This window comes from Blastococcus sp. SYSU D00669 (assembly GCF_054050715.1).
Genome location: NZ_JBJGZV010000021.1, coordinates 19,469 through 35,093 on the forward strand (window position 1 = coordinate 19,469; position 15,625 = coordinate 35,093).

A 15,625-nucleotide genomic window follows, 5' to 3' on the forward strand; every position below is an offset into this window, starting at 1 on the left:
TCCGTCCTGCCGGCCGGCGTACCGCCCGGGCGGAGCGGAACGACAAGGAGATCTCGGGATGCGGGTCCTCACTCCCGGCCGGGCGCGCACGACGAAGAGGGTGGCCGGTTCGGTCGCCGTCCTCGGCGTCGCCGCGGCCGTCGCCGGCCTCGGCACCTACAGCACCTTCACCGACAGCACGAGCCCGGTCGGCACGCAGGTCGCCACCGGCGTGCTCTCGCTGTCGCTGGACAGCGGCGGCGCGGTGGCCACCCAGCCCTTCGCCGGCGGTGCCCTGCTGGCCGGTGACTCGGTCAGCCAGGCGCTCGACCTGGTCAACGACGGGACGACGGCCTTCGGCTCGGTGACGATGCGGATGTCGGCGACCTCGTCGAGCATCCTCGACACCGACACCGCCAACGGGCTGCAGCTCGAGGTGCGCTCGTGCAGCGTCCCGTGGACCGGGCCCGGCGCGTCGGCCCGGTGCACCGCCGACGAGTCGACGCTCTACGACGGCCCGGTGGTGGTCACCCGTGCGCTGTCCGGTGCGGCCAGCCTCGCGCCCGGCGGCACCGACCACCTGCTGCTGACCGCCAGCCTGCCGGCGACGGCGAACAGCTCGTCCTTCCAGGGCCAGGAGAGCACCCTGAGCCTGACCTTCGAGGGGGTGCAGCGTGGGGGCAGCAACCGCTGAGCGCGCCGAGGTGACCTACCTCGCGACCGTCGTCCTGCCGTACCACGACGTGCGGAGTGCAGCGCGGGGGCTGCGCTCCGAGCTGCGGCACCGCGTCGCGGCCGTCGGAGGCGGGGACGCCGACTGGGACAGCCTCGTGCTCAGCGGCCCGGTGGCGGTGACCGACCGGCTCGGCCGCGACTGGTTCGAGTACACGGCCGCCGTCCGTGGGCCGGCCGGTGCGGAGGTCGCCGTCCGTCAGCCGTGACGGACGGCGGCCACCGCCGCCAGGTGCCGTTCCTTCTCCTCGTCGGGGAGGAAGCTGGCACGGAAGCTGTTCTCGGCCAGCAACCGGCGCTGCGCCGGCGTGAGGCCGAGGGCACGGGTCACCGCCGCGACGTTGTCGTGGAGGTACCCGCCGAAGTAGGCCGGGTCGTCGGAGTTGACGGTGGCGACCAGGCCGGCGTCGAGCATGGCGCGCAGCGGGTGGTCGGCCAGCCGGTCGACGCAGCGCAGCGCCACGTTCGACAGCGGGCAGACGGTGAGGGGAACCTGCTCCTCCCGCAGCCGGGCCACCAGCGACGGGTCCTCCACGCTGCGGATGCCGTGGTCGACCCGCTCGGCGCCGAGGCGGTCGAGGGCCGCCGCCACGTAGGCGGGCGGCCCCTCCTCCCCCGCGTGCGCCACCCGGTGCAGCCCCTCGTCGGCGGCCCGGGCGAAGACCCGCTCGAACAGCTCGGGCGGGCGGCCGGCCTCGGCGCTGTCGAGGCCGACGCCGATGACCAGGTCGCGGTAGGGCAGCAGCCGCGGCAGCAGCTCCTCCGCCTCGGCGGGGTCTCGGTCGCGGAGGAAGCAGGCGATCAGCCGGGCGGACAGGCCGTGCCGCTCCTCGGCAGCGGCGAACGCCTCGCCCAGCCCGTCGAGCACGACCTCCAGCGGCACCCCGCGGGCCAGGTGGGCCTGCGGGTCGACGAACACCTCGGCGTGCCGCACCCCCTGCGCCGCCGCCCCGGCCAGGTAGGCCTCGGCGAGGTCGGTGAAGTCCTGCGGGCGCTGCAGCACCGCCGACAGCTCGTAGTAGAGGTCGAGGAACGACTGCAGGTCGGTGAACGCGTAGGCCCGCCGGAGCTCGTCGAGGTCGGCGAACCGCAGCGGCGTCCGGTTGCGGGCGGCCAGCTCGAGGGCCAGCTCCGGTTCGAGCGTGCCCTCGACGTGCACGTGCAGCTCGGCGGTCGGCAGCGGGGCGACGTCGTCATCGGTCACGCCCGCATCCTCGCGTGCTTCGTCGCGACCCAGCACGGGTGCTCGATCGCGACGAAGCACGGAGGGTCAGGACAGGTCCATGGCCTCGGCGGTGAGGGTGACCGACCGCAGGCGCTGCTCCACCGTCGGCGACTGGTGGGCCACGATCAGCTCGTCGGCGTCGGCCTGCTTGGCGAACCCCTCCAGGAAGTCGCGCACCTCGTCGCGCGTGCCGACGGCGCTGTGGGTGAGCATCTGCTCGACGTGCCGGCCGGCCGGCGACTGCAGCAGCAGGTCGGCCTCCTCGTCGGTGTAGGACCGGTCGCGGCGGCCGAACAGGCCGACCGCGCGGACCCGCCGGGTCTCGGCCAGCTGCCGCTGCGCGTCCTCGGTGGTGTCGGCGGCGAGCACGTTGACCCCGGCGATCACGTACGGCCGGTCCAGCTGCGCCGAGGGCCGGAACTCCGAGCGGTAGGCGGCCACCGCCGGCTCCAGCATCTGCGGCGCGAAGTGGGAGGCGAAGGCGTAGGGCAGGCCGAGCGCGGCCGCCAGCGTCGCGCCGAACATCGACGAGCCCAGGATGTACAGCGGCACGTGCGACCCCTTGCCGGGGATGGCGTCGACGCCGGGGACCCGCGACTCGCCGGCCAGGTAGGCCTGCAGCTCGAGCACGTCCTGCGGGAAGCGGTCGGCCGAGCGCTCGTCGCGCCGCAGGGCGTACATGGTGTTCTGGTCGGAGCCGGGGGCCCGGCCGAGGCCGAGGTCGATCCGGCCGGGGTACACGGCCTCGAGCGTGCCGAACTGCTCGGCGATGGTCAGCGGCGCGTGGTTGGGCAGCATGACGCCGCCGGCGCCGAGCCGGATGCTGCGGGTCTGCGCGCCCACGTGGGCGATCAGCACGCTGGTGGCCGACGAGGCGATGCTCGGCATGTTGTGGTGCTCGGCGTACCAGACCCGGTCCCAGCCCGTCTCCTCGGCGCGCTGCGCCAGCGCGACGCTGGCGGCGATGCTCTCGCCCACGGTGCTGCCGCGGGCGATCGGGGCGAGGTCGAGGACGGACAGCGGGATGCTCATGGGGTGCCTTTCGCGAGGGTGCACCGGGGGCAACCCCGCGCGCGGCCGGAGGCTTCCCGCGCTACCCGCGCTCGAGCAGGCGGCGCAGCCGCGCGGTGACGTCGTCGAGCCGGAAAGGCTTGGTCAGGTAGTCGTCGGCGCCGGCGGCCAGCCCGGCCCGGCGGTCGGCGTCGTCGTCGCGGGCGGTCACGAACACGACCGGCAGCAGCGGCTGCTCGGCGCGCAGGTGCTGCAGGACCGTGAAGCCGTCGAGGTCGGGCAGCATCACGTCGAGCAGGACGGCGTCCGGGCGGACGTCGCACGCGACCGCCACCGCCTCGGCGCCCGACGCCGCGGTGGAGACCGCCCAGCCCTCGTAGCGCAGGGCCAGCGACAGCAGCTCGCGGATGGCCGGTTCGTCGTCGACCACGAGCAGGCGCGCCGCGCTGCGGTCGAGGTCGGTGGTGTCCAGGTGCGGGGCGGAGATCGTCATGCCGCCGACCGTCCGCCCCGCGCCCGGGGGCCGGCTGGGTGCCGGGATGGAAGTGGCTGTCAGCGGCTCTGCAGCGCGTCCAGGGCCACGGCCATCGACGCGGCGACGCGGAAGTCCAGCCGCGGGTCGGGCACCGTCACCGTGTACCGGTCGCGGATGGCCTTGATCCGCTCGCTGACCAGCACCGTCTGGCCCGTGGCGGTGTCGACGAAGTCGAAGTGGAAGACGAACGGCACCCAGATGTCGCCGAGGTAGGGGATCAACTCCCAGATGCGGCGCAGGATCGCGATCACCGGTCGCCGCTCGCGCCCGACCGCGGTCAGCCCCGGCGCCGACAGGTTCCAGGTCGAGCGCAGCAGGCTGGCCCCGAACTGCTTGCTGAAGCTGCCGAGGGGCACCCCGTTCTCGTCGAACACGTCGTGCTCGGCGTGGACGTCGAGCCGCTGGCGGGCCTTGAACGAGAAGACCCGCCGGGTGCGCGTCTCGTCGGTGAAGAAGTCGACCTCCTCCCTGAGCTTCATCCGCTTCTGCTCGGCGAACGCCAGCAGCTGCCCCTCGCTGCCGTCGGGGTTGGCCGCGCGGATCTCGTAGCGGTTGACCATCACGGTGATGCGCTGGCTGATGAAGAAGTGCGGCACGACCATGGGGGCGGACGGCTGCCCAGCGGCGGGGACGGACACGGGCTCCTCCAGGGTTGACGACGGTGCTCGTGCCCATCCTGGCGGACGCGCCCGTCTCCGTTGTCCGTGCCGCCGCGCCGGACTAGGTTCGGCCGCCGCACCGGTGCGGGGGACGACGCGATCCCACCCCACCCCTCCGGGAGGCAGCGATGCTCACCGACAGCAGAGTCGAGGCCAACATCCCCGCGGCGGACCTCGCGCGGGCGAAGGACTTCTACGCCGGGAAGCTGGGCCTGACGCCGGTCCACGAGATCGAGGGCGTCCAGCTGGCCTACGAGACCGCGGGCGGCACGCGGTTCAACGTCTACGAGACCGCCTACGCCGGGCAGGCCGGCCACACGATCGCGCAGTGGCACGTGGCCGACATCGAGTCGGAGGTGCACGACCTCAAGGCCAAGGGCGTCGCCTTCGAGGTCTACGAGGACATGCCCGGCGTCACCTGGGACGGCGAGATCGCCTCGCTGCCCGGCATGGGCCGCGCGGCCTGGTTCAAGGACAGCGAGGGCAACACCATGTGCATCGACCAGCCGGAGGGCTGAGCCGGGCACGTCGCCCACCGCGGAGCACCGCGCGCAAGTCCCTGTCGGCGCCTGCAGCCCCTGGTGTACGACACCCGCCGGTGCCGGGCGCCGTCACGTGCTCTCGCGCGACGGCGAGCCGGTCACCGGCAGCCCGTGGGAGGTCGACTCGCTCAACGTCGAGGACGGCGAGACCTGCGAGATCGCGTTCGTCGCCGACAACCCGGGCATCTGGGCGGACCACTGCCACAACCTGGAGCACGCCAGCGACGGGCTGGTCGCCCACCTGGCCTACTCCGGCGTCGACACGCCCTACGTCGTCGGCGGGGACGCGGCCAACGACCCGGAGTGACCCGGCGTCAGTGCCGGTGCTCGATGACCTCGGCGGTCACGACGGGGTGCTCCGAGGTGCTGTCGGACAGCGGCATCTCGCGGGCGACGTTGCCCGGCGCCGGCCGCGCCTCCGAGATCGGGGCGGTGCGCTGGGCGGGCGCGCGCAGCGGCGCCTGCGGGAGGGCCGACGGCTCGGCCCGGCCCCACTCGGTCTCGACGTCGGTGAGCAGCGCCTCGAGGTAGGCGCGCAGCTGCGTGCGGCAGGCCTGCGCGAACGCCTTGAGGTAGGCGACCTGCTCCTCGAGCTCCTCGGTGGTGGCACTGCGCTGCGGAGCCGCCTCGGCCACGCCCGCCGGCTCGCCGCCGACCATGCGCGACGCCGCCTCGTGGGCGGCCTGGATGATGCCGCCGGCGGTCTCGCGGGCGTGCTTGAGCTGCTCCTCGTAGCGCGCCCGGGCGTCGGCGGTCATCTGCCGGCTGAAGTCCTCGGCCTCGGCGACGTAGGCGTCGGCCGTCTGCTGGGCGGTGGCCAGCAGCCGCACGGCCTGGTCGCTCGGCGGCACCGGCGTCGAGGCGTCCTCCACCTGCTGCTGCATGTGGTGGACCTGGTCGCGCAGCTCGGCCTTCTCGGCGTAGAGGCGGGCGAGCTCCTGCGCCGTGCGGTTGAGGAAGCGGTCGACCTCCTCCTCGTTGTAACCGGGGCGCAGCATCGTGCCGCGGTTGAACCGCACGCTCTGCACGTCGGCCGGGGTGATCCTTCTCCTCCGGTCCTCGGCCCCCTGGGCGTCGCTGGTCATTCGGTCACCTCTCCGTCGACGTTGGGGCTCGGCCGGCTGGGGGCGAAGACCTCCGACCGGATCCGCTCGGGCGGCACGCCGTCCGCCGCGAGCCTCGCTTCGGTGTCCTCCACCATCGCACCCGGCCCGGCGATGTAGACGTCGCGGCTGCGCCAGGGCCCGTGCCGGGCCACGACGTCGCCGACGTCGCCGTGCTCGAGGGGGGACTCCTTGTCGTCGGACACCGCGTAGGTCACCGTCAGCCAGCCGTGCTCGGCGGCCAGCCGGTCGAGGTCGTGCCGGTCGTAGAGCTGGTCCTCGATCCGGGCGCCGACGTAGAGGTCGACCCGCCGCTTCGGGCCGAACCGGGCGACCTGGTCGACCAGGGCCTTGAGCGGGGCCAGCCCCATGCCTCCGGCGACGAGCAGCAGGTCGCGGTCGGACTCCCGGTCGAGGCCGAGGTGGCCCAGCGGCGGCCCGAGCCGGATCACGTCGCCCACGGTCACCTGGCGCACCAGCGCGGAGCTGACCGGGCCGCCGTCGCGGGCCTTGACGTGCAGCTCCATGACGCCGTCCGGGCGCGGGGCGTTGGCCGGCGAGTAGTAGCGCCACAGCCGCGGCCGCAGCTCGGTCTCGAGGGAGATCGACTGGCCGGGCTGGTACCCGAACGGGGCCTGCGGCTTGATCTGCAGGACGGCGACGTCGAAGGTGCGGCGGTCGTGGCCCACCACGTCGGCGTCCCACCAGGCCGGCTGGTCGACGGCCTCCTCGGCGGCGTCGACCATGACCTTGGCGACCAGCTGGTAGGCCGCCGTCCAGTCGCGGGCGAGGTCGGCGTTCCACTGGTCGTCGAAGTGCTCGAGGGTGGCCAGCAGGCTGGCGCCGACCGCCGGGTAGTGCTCGGCGACCGTGCCGAACTTCCGGTGGTCGCGGCCGAGCGCCTGCAGGATCGGCACGAGCGTGTCCAGGTCGTCGACGTAGTTGACGACGTCCCCGAGCGCCTGGAAGAGCCGGTCGCGCTGGTGGGCCATGGAGACGGGGAACAGCCGCCGCGTCTCGGGGTGGCTCAGGAACAGGTGCGAGTAGAAGTACAGCGGGGCCTCGTCGCCGGCGGCGGCCGCCTTGGCGAAGTTGGCCCGCATGGCGGGGATGTCCACGCTGCTGGTTCCTCCGGGCTCAGGCCGGCGCGGGTGCGGTGACGATCTCGTCCCGGTGGGCGCCCAGGACCTCGCCGACCGTGCCGATGTCCTCGGCCGATACGCCGAAGGAGGTCAGCGTGGCGACCAGGTGCTCGACGACCTTGTCGAAGTCCTCGGGCGTGATGCCGAGACGGGCGTGCGCGGAGGCGAGGTCGCGCCCGGAGTAGGCGGCCGGCCCACCGGTGACCTGGACGAGCAGCGCCGTCTGGTGCCCGCGGAGCTTGCGCAGGTCGACGCCGTCGAAGTACGGCGCCAGCTGCGGGTCCCCGACGACCCGTTCGTAGAAGTCGTCGACGGCCGCGCGGATGCCCTGCTCCTCGCCCAGTCGCTCGTATATCGACATCACCCTCTCGCCTTCTCCCCCGTGATGTCGGCTGATCCACCACCTTGTCAGAACGGTTCCGATATCACTACCCGAGGTCCCTCGGTCACCACCTGTCCGGGCGACTCGGCAGGCGGCTCCCGGACTCAACCCGAACGCCGCGAGAAGGCGTCGCGGCCAGTTCGTCAGATCGTGGACGTGTGGCTCCGCCGCCGTCCGGGGACCCCGACCGCATCATCGTTCGTCGCCGCAGGCTGCGGCGACGAGGACGACGTCAAGGAGGACGACGGTGCACATCCGTGCCTGCACGCGGCGTCCGGTCGTCTGCCTCCCGTCGGCGCGGCGCCGGCCGGCGGGCCGGGGGCTGCCGCGCTGGGTGCACCCGTTCCGGCAGGCGACCGTGGACCGCACCGACGCGTCGGACGACCCACCCGAGGCCCGCTGAGGCGTCAGGGCAGCCCCCGCTCGCGCGGGAAGCCGAAGAAGCCGCGCTTCTTGATCAGCTCGGCCACCTCGACGGGGACCTGCGACTCCCAGGTCGTGTCCTCGGTGGGGATCCGCCGGAGGACGTCGCGGCTGAGGATCGGCAGGTAGTCGGGCTTGTAGTCCTGCAGCGCCACGAAGCTGCCGCGGGCGTTGAGGTACTCGTAGAGCGGCCGCAGCTCCTCGGCCACCCGGACGGTGTCGACCGTGACCACCTCGCCGTCGGCGAGCATCGGGTAGACGAACAGCCGCAGGTCGTTCTTGAACAGCCGCCCGAAGCTCTCGAGGATGCCGCCCGGCAGCTCCACGTAGTGGCTCTCGTCGAACAGGTCGACGAGGCTCGGGACGCCCATGACCATCCCGATCCGCCCGTCGGTGCGCCACGCCAGGTAGGCCGCGAGCCGGTGGTAGGCCAGGAAGTCGGAGATGAGCACCGTCATGCCGCAGGCGGCGAGCAGGTCGGCGCGGGCCAGGAAGTCCTTGCGGTCCACGACGTCCCCGCCGGCCCGCAGGTTGGCCATGGTCAGCTCGGTGAGGGTGAGGATCTCGCGGCCGGCGACGGCGGGGTCGGCCGCGAAGGCGGTCCGGGCGGACTCGAGCATGTCGATGTTGACGACGGTCGGCGGCCGGAAGCTGCCGCGCTCGACCAGGATGGCCTTCTTGCGCAGCACCTCGCTGGGCTGCAGGACCCGCCGGTCGGGCCCGAACATGGCCGCGCCGGACAGACCGAGCTGGACGAGCTTGAGGGCCATGAGCCGGTTGTCGACGGCGCGGAACTCGATGCCGCTCATCTCGATCATGTCGATCTCGATGCGCCCGGTGGTGAGCCGGTCCAGCAGGCTCTCGACCAGCCGGTCGGGCTCGTGGTGGTGGAAGAAGGCGGCGTGCAGGAGGTTCACGCCGACGATGCCCAGCGCCTCCTGCTGCATGGCCGCCTCGGCGTCGAGCATGCGCACGTGCAGGACGATCTGGCTCGGCTCGTCCCGCGGGTGGGACTGGAACTTCACGCCCATCCAGCCGTGGCACTCGTTGCCGCCGCGGTAGCTGCGGGCCACCACCGTGTCGGCGAAGGCGAAGAACGCCGTGTCGTCCCCGCGCTCGTCGCCGAGGCGGTCGACGTCGAGCTCGAACTCGCGGTCGAGCATGGCCTGCAGCCGGCCCTTGGAGACGTACCGGTCGGACTTGCCGTAGATGGCGTCGCTCACCGCCATGTCGTAGGCCGACATCGTCTTCGCCACGGTGCCGGCGGCGCCGCCGGCCCGGAAGAACCAGCGGGCGACCTCCTGGCCGGCCCCGATCTCGGCGATCGTCCCGTACCAGCGGGGGTCGAGGTTGATCTGCAGCGCCTTCTGCAGCGTGTCGACGCCGGCGTCCATGGCGGGCTCCCCTCGGGGCTTCCGGTGGCGGCGAGCGTAGTGCCGACCGGGGCGTCCCGCCGGGCATCCGGGAGCGTTCACGCGCCCGCAACCTGCCGGCCCTACCGTGCCCCGGGTGAGCGAGCCGCAGGTCGTCGACGTCCCCGCCATGTCCGGTCGCGCCGTCCGGCTCGCCGAGGGCGACGTGCTGCGCGTGGTGGACGTCGAGGGGCAGCAGGTGGCCGACCTCGTCGCCTACGCCGGCCCCGGTCTCGGTGAGCGGCTCTCGCAGGGTTTCACCCGCATGCTGCACGGGTCGACGCGGGTCGGCGGCCCGGGCGCCCGGCTGTACTCCGACCTCGGCCGGCCGCTGCTGGAGATCGTGACCGACCCCCTCGGCGTGCACGACCTGCTCTACCCGCCGTGCAACGAGCTGTACTACCGCGAGGTGCACGGGCTGGCCGGCAAGACCGGGTGCCGGGAGCACCTGGCCGCGGCGCTCGAGCCCCTCGGCGTGCCCTTCGACGTCGTCACCGACCCGTTCAACCTGTTCATGAACACCGTGGTCGGCGGCGACGGCCGGCCGGTGATCGCCGCGCCGCTCACCGCGGCCGGCGATTTCGTGGAGCTCCGGGCGCTGACCGACCTGGTCGTCGGCGTCTCGGCCTGCGCGGCCGACATGGGCCCGTGCAACGGCGGGCGCTGCACCGGCCTGCGGCTGGTGGTGGACCCGCCGGCGCTCAGCCCGGCCGCCTGAGGTCGGCGATCTCCGCCGTCGGGTCGGGGGTCCGCCACCGGGCGCGCCACCCGGGGGCGTCCCACGGCGCCATCGAGTAGTCGGTCTCGCGGCAGACCCGGCCGTCGCGGAACTCCGCGATGTCGACGGCGAACCGCCACGGCCCGCCGGCCGAGCGCCGCCGGAGCTCGACGAACCACACCGCGCCGCCGCCGCGGACCCGGTCGATCGCGACGTCGACCCGCGCGGCGTGCTGGCGCCGCCACTCGCGGAAGTTCTCGAGGCCCACGAACCGCTCGCCGGACTGCGGGAACTCCAGCACGGCGTCCTCGGTGTAGACCGCGTGCGCGGCGGCGGGATCGGTGGCGGCGAGGTCGGCGTAGCGCTGCAGGGTGGCCCGGACGGTCGCGGCGTCCAGCTCGCCGGCCGGCGCGGAGGTCGGGACGGGCATGCCGTCGGGCGCGCGCCAGTGGATCCGCCAGTCGGGGGCCTCCCACGCCTCGGCCCAGTAGATGGTCTCGCGGGAGACCAGCCCGCCGCGGAACTCCACGATGTCGATGCCGAAGTCCCAGGGACCGTCGTCGTAGCGGATGCCGAGCTCGGCGGCCCAGACGTCGTCCCGGCCCCGCAGCCGGCGCGGGACGATGTCGACGCTCTCCGCCGGGTAGGCGCGCCGCCACTCCAGGAAGTTGGGGACGCCGTCGAAGCGCTCGCCGGACTGCGGGAACTCCAGGACGGCGTCCTCGACGTAGATCTCGTGCGCCCGGTCCTCGTCGCCGACGCGGCTGCAGTCGATGTAGTGCTGCAGGGTGGCGCGCACCGCGGCCTCGTCCATGACCCCTGCCCCCTCACCGGCACCGGGGCTTTCCGATAGATAGGCGGTCGAAGGTAGACCCGCGCGCCGGGCGCCGGTAGCGGTTCGGGCCGGAAACGGCGGACGATCCGGCGGTCGGTGGCTAGCGTCCGCCGGCATGACGCCGCCCCGCCGCCGCCCACCGGTCGTCGCCGACGAGCGCACCCAGCTGCTCGGCTGGCTGGACCTGCAGCGGGCGATCGTCCACTACAAGTGCGAGGGGCTGTCGGACGACGCCGCGCACCGCGCCCTGCTGCCGACGTCGCCGCTGATGACGGTGGCGGGGCTGGTGGCGCACCTGCGGTGGACCGAGCACTGCTGGTTCGAGGTGATCTTCGCCGGCGGCCCGTCGGACGTGAACCCGCAGTTCGGCGAGGTACCCGGCGCCGACTTCGCGGGGGCGGCCGGCGTGCCGCTGGCGCAGCTGCTCGACGCGTACGCGCGGGAGTGCGCGCGGTCGGACGAGATCGTGGCCGCGGCGTCGTTCGACGACGTGGCGGCTCACGGTGAGCACGGCGGGGAGACGCTGCGGTGGATCCTGCACCACATGCTGGAGGAGACCGGCCGGCACGTCGGCCACCTGGACCTGCTGCGCGAGCAGCTCGACGGCACCAAGGGGTACTGGTGACCTGCGGACACGCGCCCTGACCTGGGGGTGTTCCGGGAACGCGCAGGCCGGTAACCCCGCACCGGCGACACCACCACGCCGCACGTCACGGGGGAGTGACGGCTCAGCGACTCGGGAGCACAGATGCGGCAGAACCAGGGGCGCCACCGGGCGGGCACCGGACGACATCGGTCGCGCGTGGTCGCACCGGTCGTGCTCGGTGCGGGCGGGACGCTCGCGGCCGCCGCGCTCACCGCCGCCGTCCTGGCCGGGACCGACGCCCCGTCGGACGCACCGGACGACGACGGTGCGCTCGCCGCGCGCCCGGGGGTGACCGCGCCGGGCGACCTCCCGGCGCCGTCCGAGGCGCCGCCGCTGCTGGACCTGCTGCTCCCCCAGGACGGCGGGACGGCGTGCACCGGCTGCTCCTCCGGCGGTGGCCCGTCCCCCTCCTCCCCCGCGGTCACCGCGCTGCTGCCCGCCCCGGTGGCGTCGGTGGTCGAGGAGCCGGTGGAGGTGGCGCAGCTGCCGGCGGTGTTCCGGGTGCAGCTGCCGGGGATCCCGCCGGCGACGGCGACGGTGAGCGCGCCGGTGAGCGCGCCGGCGACCACGCCGGTGCCCAGCGCCGCGCCCGTGGCCGCCGCGCCCGTGGTCGCCGCGTCGCCGGCGGCGGTCGCCCCCGCTCCCCCACCGGTCGTCGCGGCCGCCGCGCCGGCCACCGCGGGGACCCGGCCGGAGGTGGAGGTGCCCGTCGTCGCGTCCGCGGCGCAGGAGGCGCCAAGCGTCGACCGGCGCGCCGCCCCGGCCGTCGCGACCCTGCCGGAGCCGGCCGCCGAGCCCACCCTCGCGCCGGCGCCGTCCGCCCCGGAGGCGGTGCCCGAACCGGAGGTCGTCCCCGAGCCGGCACCGGTTCCCGACCCGGAGCCGGCCCCCGAGCCGGCCGCGCCGGAGGCGGGCGAGGTGTCCCCGCGGGTGGTGCCCGACCTGCCCGAGCAGGCGGCCGAGGTGGCCGAGGAGGTCACCGCTCCGGTCGTCCACGAGCTGCCCGAGCGGGCCGCTGCACCCGAGGAGACCGCCCCGCCCCTCCCCGAGCAGGCGGCCGATGCAGCGCAGGCGGCGCGCGGCGACCGATAGCGCCGGCGACCTGCGGTTCCTGTCGGTGGTCGGCCCTACCGTGGGCCGACGTCCACCGACCGAGGAGACCCGCGTGACGACGCTGCCGGACCGTCCCCGCACCGCGCTGGTGGTCATCGACGTGCAGAACGGGGTGGTGGGCGGCGCCCACGACCGCGACGCCGTCGTGGCGAACATCGGCACGCTCGTCGAGCGGGCGCGGGAGGCCGACGTCCCGGTCGTCTGGGTGCAGCACTCCGCCGACGACCTGCCGCAGGGCAGCGAGGCGTGGGAGTACGTGCGCGAGCTGCCGCGCCGGGAGTCCGAGCCGCTGGTGCACAAGACGTTCGGGGACTCGTTCGAGGGCACCGACCTCGAGGAGGTCCTGGCCGCGGCGGGTGTCGGGCACCTGGTGGTCAGCGGCGCGCAGTCCGACGCGTGCATCCGGTCGACGATCCACGGCGCCTTCACGCGCGGCTACGACGTCACCCTCGTCGCCGACGCGCACACCACCGAGGACCTCAGCGCCTACGGCGCGCCCGCGCCCGACCTGGTCATCGCGCACACGAACCTCTACTGGCGGTTCCAGTCGGCACCCGGTCGCACGGCCGCCGTCACCGGCACGCAGGAGGTCACCTTCGGCGGGTGACGGGAGCCATTTCGTCAATCCCCTTTCACGGAGAGCGCAACATTTCAGCAGTCGGCTGAAAGTGCCATTCCGGCGCGTTTTCCGCAGCCATTTCCGCCAGACTCCGGGGCATCGGCAACCCGATCGACCGGAGGTTCCGGAAGATGCACAGCACCGTCCTGAGCAGCACCGTTCCCGCGCGCATGCTGGAGGGGGGTGGGCGCTCGAGCCTGTCGGACGCGATCTACGACCGATTGCTGCAGGAACGGATCATCTTCCTCGGCAGGCAGGTCGACGACGACATCGCCAACCAGCTGGCCGCGCAGATGCTGCTGCTGTCGGCGGAGGACCCGAAGCGCGACATCCACCTGTACATCAACTCGCCCGGCGGCTCGGTCAGCGCCGGCATGGCCCTCTACGACACGATGCGGTTCGTCGACTGCGACGTCGCGACGTACGGGATGGGCATGGCCGCCTCGATGGGCCAGTTCCTGCTGACCGCCGGCACGCCGGGCAAGCGCTACGCCCTGCCGCACACCCGCGTGATGATGCACCAGCCCTCGGCCGGGGTCGGCGGCACGCAGTCCGACATCGCGATCCAGGCGGAGCTGTTCGGGCGGCTCAAGCGCGAGGTCAACGAGCTGCAGAGCCGGCACTCGGGCCAGCCGGTCGAGCGGATCGAGCAGGACTCCGACCGCGACCGCTGGTTCACGCCCGAGGAGGCGCTGGCGTACGGGCTGATCGACCGGGTGGTCGCCTCGGCCTCCGCCCTGCCGGCCCGCGACAACCCGCTCGTCGACTGACCCCCCACCCGTGATCATGGCGCCGCCACCACCGGATCGGTTCCCGGCGTGGTCGCGGCGCCATGATCACGGCAGCGTCAGCCCTCGGCCTTCAGCACGACGGTGGCGCCGCCGGCCTCCACCGCCTGCAGGGTGCGCAGCTGCAGCAGCCCGGGCTGCTCGGTGACCATCCGCGCGGCGTTGGCCAGCGCACGGGTCGCCGCCACCTCCGACCGCGCCCGCTCGAGCGCCGCCTGCCCGAGCGCCCGCGCCGTCGCGACCTCGGCGGCGGCCCGCCGGAGCTCGGCGGGGACGACGACGTCGCGGACGGACACGCCCTCCACCGCGACGCCGACCGCACCGGCCGCGTCCCTGACCCGCTGGAGCAGGTCCTCCGAGAGCGACGTGCGCGACGCCAGCAGCTCCTCGAGCGTCCGGGCGCCGACGGTCTCGCGCAGCGCGATCTGCAGCGCCGCGTACACGACGGCGTCGGCGTCCTCGACGGCCTCGTACCACCGTCGCGGATCCGCGACACGGGAGGTCACCGTGAGGCTGACCTTGACCGACAGCCCGTCGGCCGTCAGCACCTCCTGGCTCGGGACGACGGACAGCCGCGGGCGGACGCCGGTGCGCACGTGCCGCCGGTGCCGGCGCACCACCCGGTGGCGGCCGGGACCGAGCTCCCGCTCGAACCGACCGTCCTTGTAGACCAGGACCCGTTCCCACTCGTGCACGACGATCCGCACGTCCGCCTCCTCCCGCTCCGTCACGACGCCCGGGGAACGCGGCGGCCGCCCGGCGCGCGGTCGGGCACCGGCGGGGAGCGCGCGAGGCGCTGCAGGCCGCCGGCACCGGGCTGACCACGCGCCGGACGACCTCGGGAGTCGAACCCGGGCGTTCCGAAGACGCTTGCCTTCTGATGGCAGCGCTCGCGACCGACGCGCAGGACCCGCAGTGGCGACGCCACCCGGCTGCTGGTCACGAGCCGCAGGAGCGTAGCGACGCGGGCCCCTTCCGGCCGAACGATTTCCGGACACCGACGAGTCCGGCGCGCGGCGCCGGTCCACCCGGCGAGACCGACCGGAGGAGTCCCCGTGAGCTTCCAGGCGTACCTCGACACCATCGAGGTGAAGACCGGGCCGACCCCGCGCCAGCTCGTCACCCAGGCGCACGAGCGCGGGTCCGATTCGACCACCAGGGCCACCCCGATCGTCGACTGGCTGAAGGAGGAGCACGGCCTCGGCCTCGGCCTCGGGCACGCGATGGCGCTGGTTCACGTGATCAGGAACGGCCCGCGGATCGGCGACCGGCACGTCGGCACGACCGGCACGCACCGCGACCCGACGAACACCCTCTGGCTCGACGGGATCGCCACCCGTCCCTGAACCGGGTAATGAGGAACGGCATCGGGCGGATCCTGCTTGGCTTCACACCCTCAAGCCAGTAGGAACGTCGCTCGTGGACCTGGCCGACTTCCTGCTCGCGCGCATCGCGGAGGACGAGCTCATCGCGCTCACCGCCGCGATGGTCGAGGAGGAGTACGGCCCGCTCGGTAACTTCGCCGGCTCGACGACCGACGCCCGGCTCGCCCACGCGGTGCGCTGGGGCACCGAACGCGTCCGCCTGGAGAACTCGATCCGCCGCCAGCTCGTGCAGATCCACGGTTCGGCCGCGCAGCAGTGCTGCGTCTCGGCTGCCGCCCGTCCCCCGGCCGAGCCCTGCCCGACCCTGCGGCTGATCGGGCTCGGCTACGCCGCCCACCCCGACTACCAGGCCGACTGGCGACCCTGACGATCGCCG

Annotated in this window: 22 protein-coding genes; 12 read left to right on the forward strand and 10 right to left on the reverse strand. The window is 73.9% G+C overall.

Annotated features, from left to right (window positions below; translation table 11 throughout):
* The first annotated feature begins 58 nt into the window (after positions 1–58).
* Together ACI8AF_RS15705 and ACI8AF_RS15710 are read left to right on the forward strand one after the other, a co-directional pair.
* Positions 59–673 (forward strand): hypothetical protein, encoded by a 615-nt coding sequence (locus tag ACI8AF_RS15705; RefSeq protein WP_456540660.1) that lies wholly within the window; start codon positions 59–61, stop codon positions 671–673.
* Complete coding sequence (locus tag ACI8AF_RS15710) at positions 654–920, forward strand: hypothetical protein (protein WP_456540661.1); 267 nt, start codon at positions 654–656, stop codon at positions 918–920. Before ACI8AF_RS15705 ends, ACI8AF_RS15710 begins: the two co-directional genes overlap by 20 nt.
* Here ACI8AF_RS15710 and ACI8AF_RS15715 read toward each other — a convergent pair.
* The 4 genes from ACI8AF_RS15715 to ACI8AF_RS15730 all read right to left on the reverse strand — a co-directional run bounded on the left by ACI8AF_RS15715 (position 911) and on the right by ACI8AF_RS15730 (position 4,120).
* On the reverse strand, positions 911–1,915 hold the full coding sequence (locus ACI8AF_RS15715; RefSeq protein WP_456540662.1) for an adenosine deaminase: 1,005 nt from the start codon (positions 1,913–1,915) through the stop codon (positions 911–913). The genes ACI8AF_RS15710 and ACI8AF_RS15715 overlap by 10 nt on opposite strands.
* A 66-nt stretch (positions 1,916–1,981) precedes the next feature.
* Entirely contained in the window at positions 1,982–2,968 is a 987-nt protein-coding gene (locus tag ACI8AF_RS15720) for an LLM class flavin-dependent oxidoreductase (RefSeq protein WP_456540663.1), read from the reverse strand.
* A gap of 61 nt (positions 2,969–3,029) precedes the next feature.
* Entirely contained in the window at positions 3,030–3,440 is a 411-nt protein-coding gene (locus ACI8AF_RS15725) for a response regulator (protein WP_456540664.1), read from the reverse strand.
* Positions 3,441–3,499: 59 nt separating this feature from the next.
* Positions 3,500–4,120 (reverse strand): hypothetical protein, encoded by a 621-nt coding sequence (locus ACI8AF_RS15730; RefSeq protein WP_456540665.1) that lies wholly within the window; start codon positions 4,118–4,120, stop codon positions 3,500–3,502.
* Between the two features lie 149 nt (positions 4,121–4,269).
* On the opposite strand from ACI8AF_RS15730, the gene ACI8AF_RS15735 reads away from it, so the two are divergent.
* Together ACI8AF_RS15735 and ACI8AF_RS15740 are read left to right on the forward strand one after the other, a co-directional pair.
* The gene (locus tag ACI8AF_RS15735; protein WP_456540666.1) at positions 4,270–4,659 is read left to right on the forward strand and encodes a VOC family protein; all 390 of its coding nucleotides are present in this window, start codon (positions 4,270–4,272) and stop codon (positions 4,657–4,659) included.
* 97 nt (positions 4,660–4,756) lie between these two features.
* Positions 4,757–4,990: a multicopper oxidase domain-containing protein gene (locus ACI8AF_RS15740; protein ID WP_456540667.1), complete on the forward strand. Its 234-nt coding sequence runs from the start codon at positions 4,757–4,759 to the stop codon at positions 4,988–4,990.
* 7 nt (positions 4,991–4,997) lie between these two features.
* Here the strand turns inward: ACI8AF_RS15740 and ACI8AF_RS15745 are convergent, their stop codons facing one another.
* Genes ACI8AF_RS15745 through ACI8AF_RS15755 form a run of 3 tightly spaced genes read right to left on the reverse strand, consistent with a single transcriptional unit; the run spans position 4,998 to position 7,289 of the window.
* Positions 4,998–5,768 carry a DivIVA domain-containing protein gene (locus ACI8AF_RS15745; RefSeq protein ID WP_456540668.1) on the reverse strand — a complete coding sequence of 257 codons (771 nt, stop codon included), beginning with the start codon at positions 5,766–5,768 and terminating at the stop codon, positions 4,998–5,000.
* The gene (locus tag ACI8AF_RS15750; RefSeq protein ID WP_456540669.1) at positions 5,765–6,904 is read right to left on the reverse strand and encodes a globin domain-containing protein; all 1,140 of its coding nucleotides are present in this window, start codon (positions 6,902–6,904) and stop codon (positions 5,765–5,767) included. Before ACI8AF_RS15750 ends, ACI8AF_RS15745 begins: the two co-directional genes overlap by 4 nt.
* Before the next feature lie 19 nt (positions 6,905–6,923).
* The gene (locus ACI8AF_RS15755; RefSeq protein ID WP_456540670.1) at positions 6,924–7,289 is read right to left on the reverse strand and encodes a group I truncated hemoglobin; all 366 of its coding nucleotides are present in this window, start codon (positions 7,287–7,289) and stop codon (positions 6,924–6,926) included.
* A 268-nt stretch (positions 7,290–7,557) separates the two neighbouring features.
* On the opposite strand from ACI8AF_RS15755, the gene ACI8AF_RS15760 reads away from it, so the two are divergent.
* Complete coding sequence (locus ACI8AF_RS15760; protein WP_456540671.1) at positions 7,558–7,713, forward strand: hypothetical protein; 156 nt, start codon at positions 7,558–7,560, stop codon at positions 7,711–7,713.
* A 4-nt stretch (positions 7,714–7,717) separates the two neighbouring features.
* Here the strand turns inward: ACI8AF_RS15760 and ACI8AF_RS15765 are convergent, their stop codons facing one another.
* A complete protein-coding gene (locus ACI8AF_RS15765) occupies positions 7,718–9,127 on the reverse strand; it encodes a TonB-dependent receptor (protein ID WP_456540672.1) in 1,410 nt (469 codons plus the stop codon).
* Between the two features lie 115 nt (positions 9,128–9,242).
* On the opposite strand from ACI8AF_RS15765, the gene ACI8AF_RS15770 reads away from it, so the two are divergent.
* The gene (locus tag ACI8AF_RS15770; protein WP_456540673.1) at positions 9,243–9,863 is read left to right on the forward strand and encodes a DUF1989 domain-containing protein; all 621 of its coding nucleotides are present in this window, start codon (positions 9,243–9,245) and stop codon (positions 9,861–9,863) included.
* Here ACI8AF_RS15770 and ACI8AF_RS15775 read toward each other — a convergent pair.
* Complete coding sequence (locus ACI8AF_RS15775; protein ID WP_456540674.1) at positions 9,847–10,677, reverse strand: nuclear transport factor 2 family protein; 831 nt, start codon at positions 10,675–10,677, stop codon at positions 9,847–9,849. The two genes, ACI8AF_RS15770 and ACI8AF_RS15775, sit on opposite strands and share 17 nt — an antisense overlap.
* A gap of 136 nt (positions 10,678–10,813) precedes the next feature.
* Between ACI8AF_RS15775 and ACI8AF_RS15780 the strand changes: the two genes are divergently transcribed.
* The 4 genes from ACI8AF_RS15780 to ACI8AF_RS15795 all read left to right on the forward strand — a co-directional run bounded on the left by ACI8AF_RS15780 (position 10,814) and on the right by ACI8AF_RS15795 (position 13,846).
* Entirely contained in the window at positions 10,814–11,323 is a 510-nt protein-coding gene (locus ACI8AF_RS15780) for a DinB family protein (protein WP_456540675.1), read from the forward strand.
* A gap of 177 nt (positions 11,324–11,500) precedes the next feature.
* Positions 11,501–12,436: a hypothetical protein gene (locus ACI8AF_RS15785; protein ID WP_456540676.1), complete on the forward strand. Its 936-nt coding sequence runs from the start codon at positions 11,501–11,503 to the stop codon at positions 12,434–12,436.
* A 73-nt stretch (positions 12,437–12,509) separates the two neighbouring features.
* Positions 12,510–13,064 (forward strand): cysteine hydrolase family protein, encoded by a 555-nt coding sequence (locus tag ACI8AF_RS15790; protein WP_456540677.1) that lies wholly within the window; start codon positions 12,510–12,512, stop codon positions 13,062–13,064.
* Between the two features lie 143 nt (positions 13,065–13,207).
* A complete protein-coding gene (locus tag ACI8AF_RS15795) occupies positions 13,208–13,846 on the forward strand; it encodes an ATP-dependent Clp protease proteolytic subunit (RefSeq protein WP_456540678.1) in 639 nt (212 codons plus the stop codon).
* Positions 13,847–13,923: 77 nt separating this feature from the next.
* Here the strand turns inward: ACI8AF_RS15795 and ACI8AF_RS15800 are convergent, their stop codons facing one another.
* A complete protein-coding gene (locus tag ACI8AF_RS15800) occupies positions 13,924–14,571 on the reverse strand; it encodes an SPFH domain-containing protein (protein ID WP_456540679.1) in 648 nt (215 codons plus the stop codon).
* A gap of 348 nt (positions 14,572–14,919) precedes the next feature.
* On the opposite strand from ACI8AF_RS15800, the gene ACI8AF_RS15805 reads away from it, so the two are divergent.
* Both ACI8AF_RS15805 and ACI8AF_RS15810 read left to right on the forward strand, forming a co-directional pair.
* Positions 14,920–15,210 carry a DUF4287 domain-containing protein gene (locus tag ACI8AF_RS15805; protein WP_456540680.1) on the forward strand — a complete coding sequence of 97 codons (291 nt, stop codon included), beginning with the start codon at positions 14,920–14,922 and terminating at the stop codon, positions 15,208–15,210.
* Between the two features lie 73 nt (positions 15,211–15,283).
* Positions 15,284–15,616, forward strand: a complete 333-nt coding sequence (locus tag ACI8AF_RS15810) for a DUF6221 family protein (protein ID WP_456540681.1) — start codon at positions 15,284–15,286, stop codon at positions 15,614–15,616.
* Positions 15,617–15,625 lie beyond the last annotated feature (9 nt).

Coding starts and splice junctions, on each gene's coding strand:
- ACI8AF_RS15780 (WP_456540675.1), top strand. CDS start 10,814: ATGACGCCGCCCCGCCGCCGCCCACCGGTCGTCGCCGACGAGCGCACC.
- ACI8AF_RS15735 (WP_456540666.1), top strand. CDS start 4,270: ATGCTCACCGACAGCAGAGTCGAGGCCAACATCCCCGCGGCGGACCTC.
- ACI8AF_RS15705 (WP_456540660.1), top strand. CDS start 59: ATGCGGGTCCTCACTCCCGGCCGGGCGCGCACGACGAAGAGGGTGGCC.
- ACI8AF_RS15755 (WP_456540670.1), bottom strand. CDS start 7,289: ATGTCGATATACGAGCGACTGGGCGAGGAGCAGGGCATCCGCGCGGCC.
- ACI8AF_RS15795 (WP_456540678.1), top strand. CDS start 13,208: ATGCACAGCACCGTCCTGAGCAGCACCGTTCCCGCGCGCATGCTGGAG.
- ACI8AF_RS15745 (WP_456540668.1), bottom strand. CDS start 5,768: ATGACCAGCGACGCCCAGGGGGCCGAGGACCGGAGGAGAAGGATCACC.
- ACI8AF_RS15725 (WP_456540664.1), bottom strand. CDS start 3,440: ATGACGATCTCCGCCCCGCACCTGGACACCACCGACCTCGACCGCAGC.
- ACI8AF_RS15775 (WP_456540674.1), bottom strand. CDS start 10,677: ATGGACGAGGCCGCGGTGCGCGCCACCCTGCAGCACTACATCGACTGC.
- ACI8AF_RS15720 (WP_456540663.1), bottom strand. CDS start 2,968: ATGAGCATCCCGCTGTCCGTCCTCGACCTCGCCCCGATCGCCCGCGGC.
- ACI8AF_RS15765 (WP_456540672.1), bottom strand. CDS start 9,127: ATGGACGCCGGCGTCGACACGCTGCAGAAGGCGCTGCAGATCAACCTC.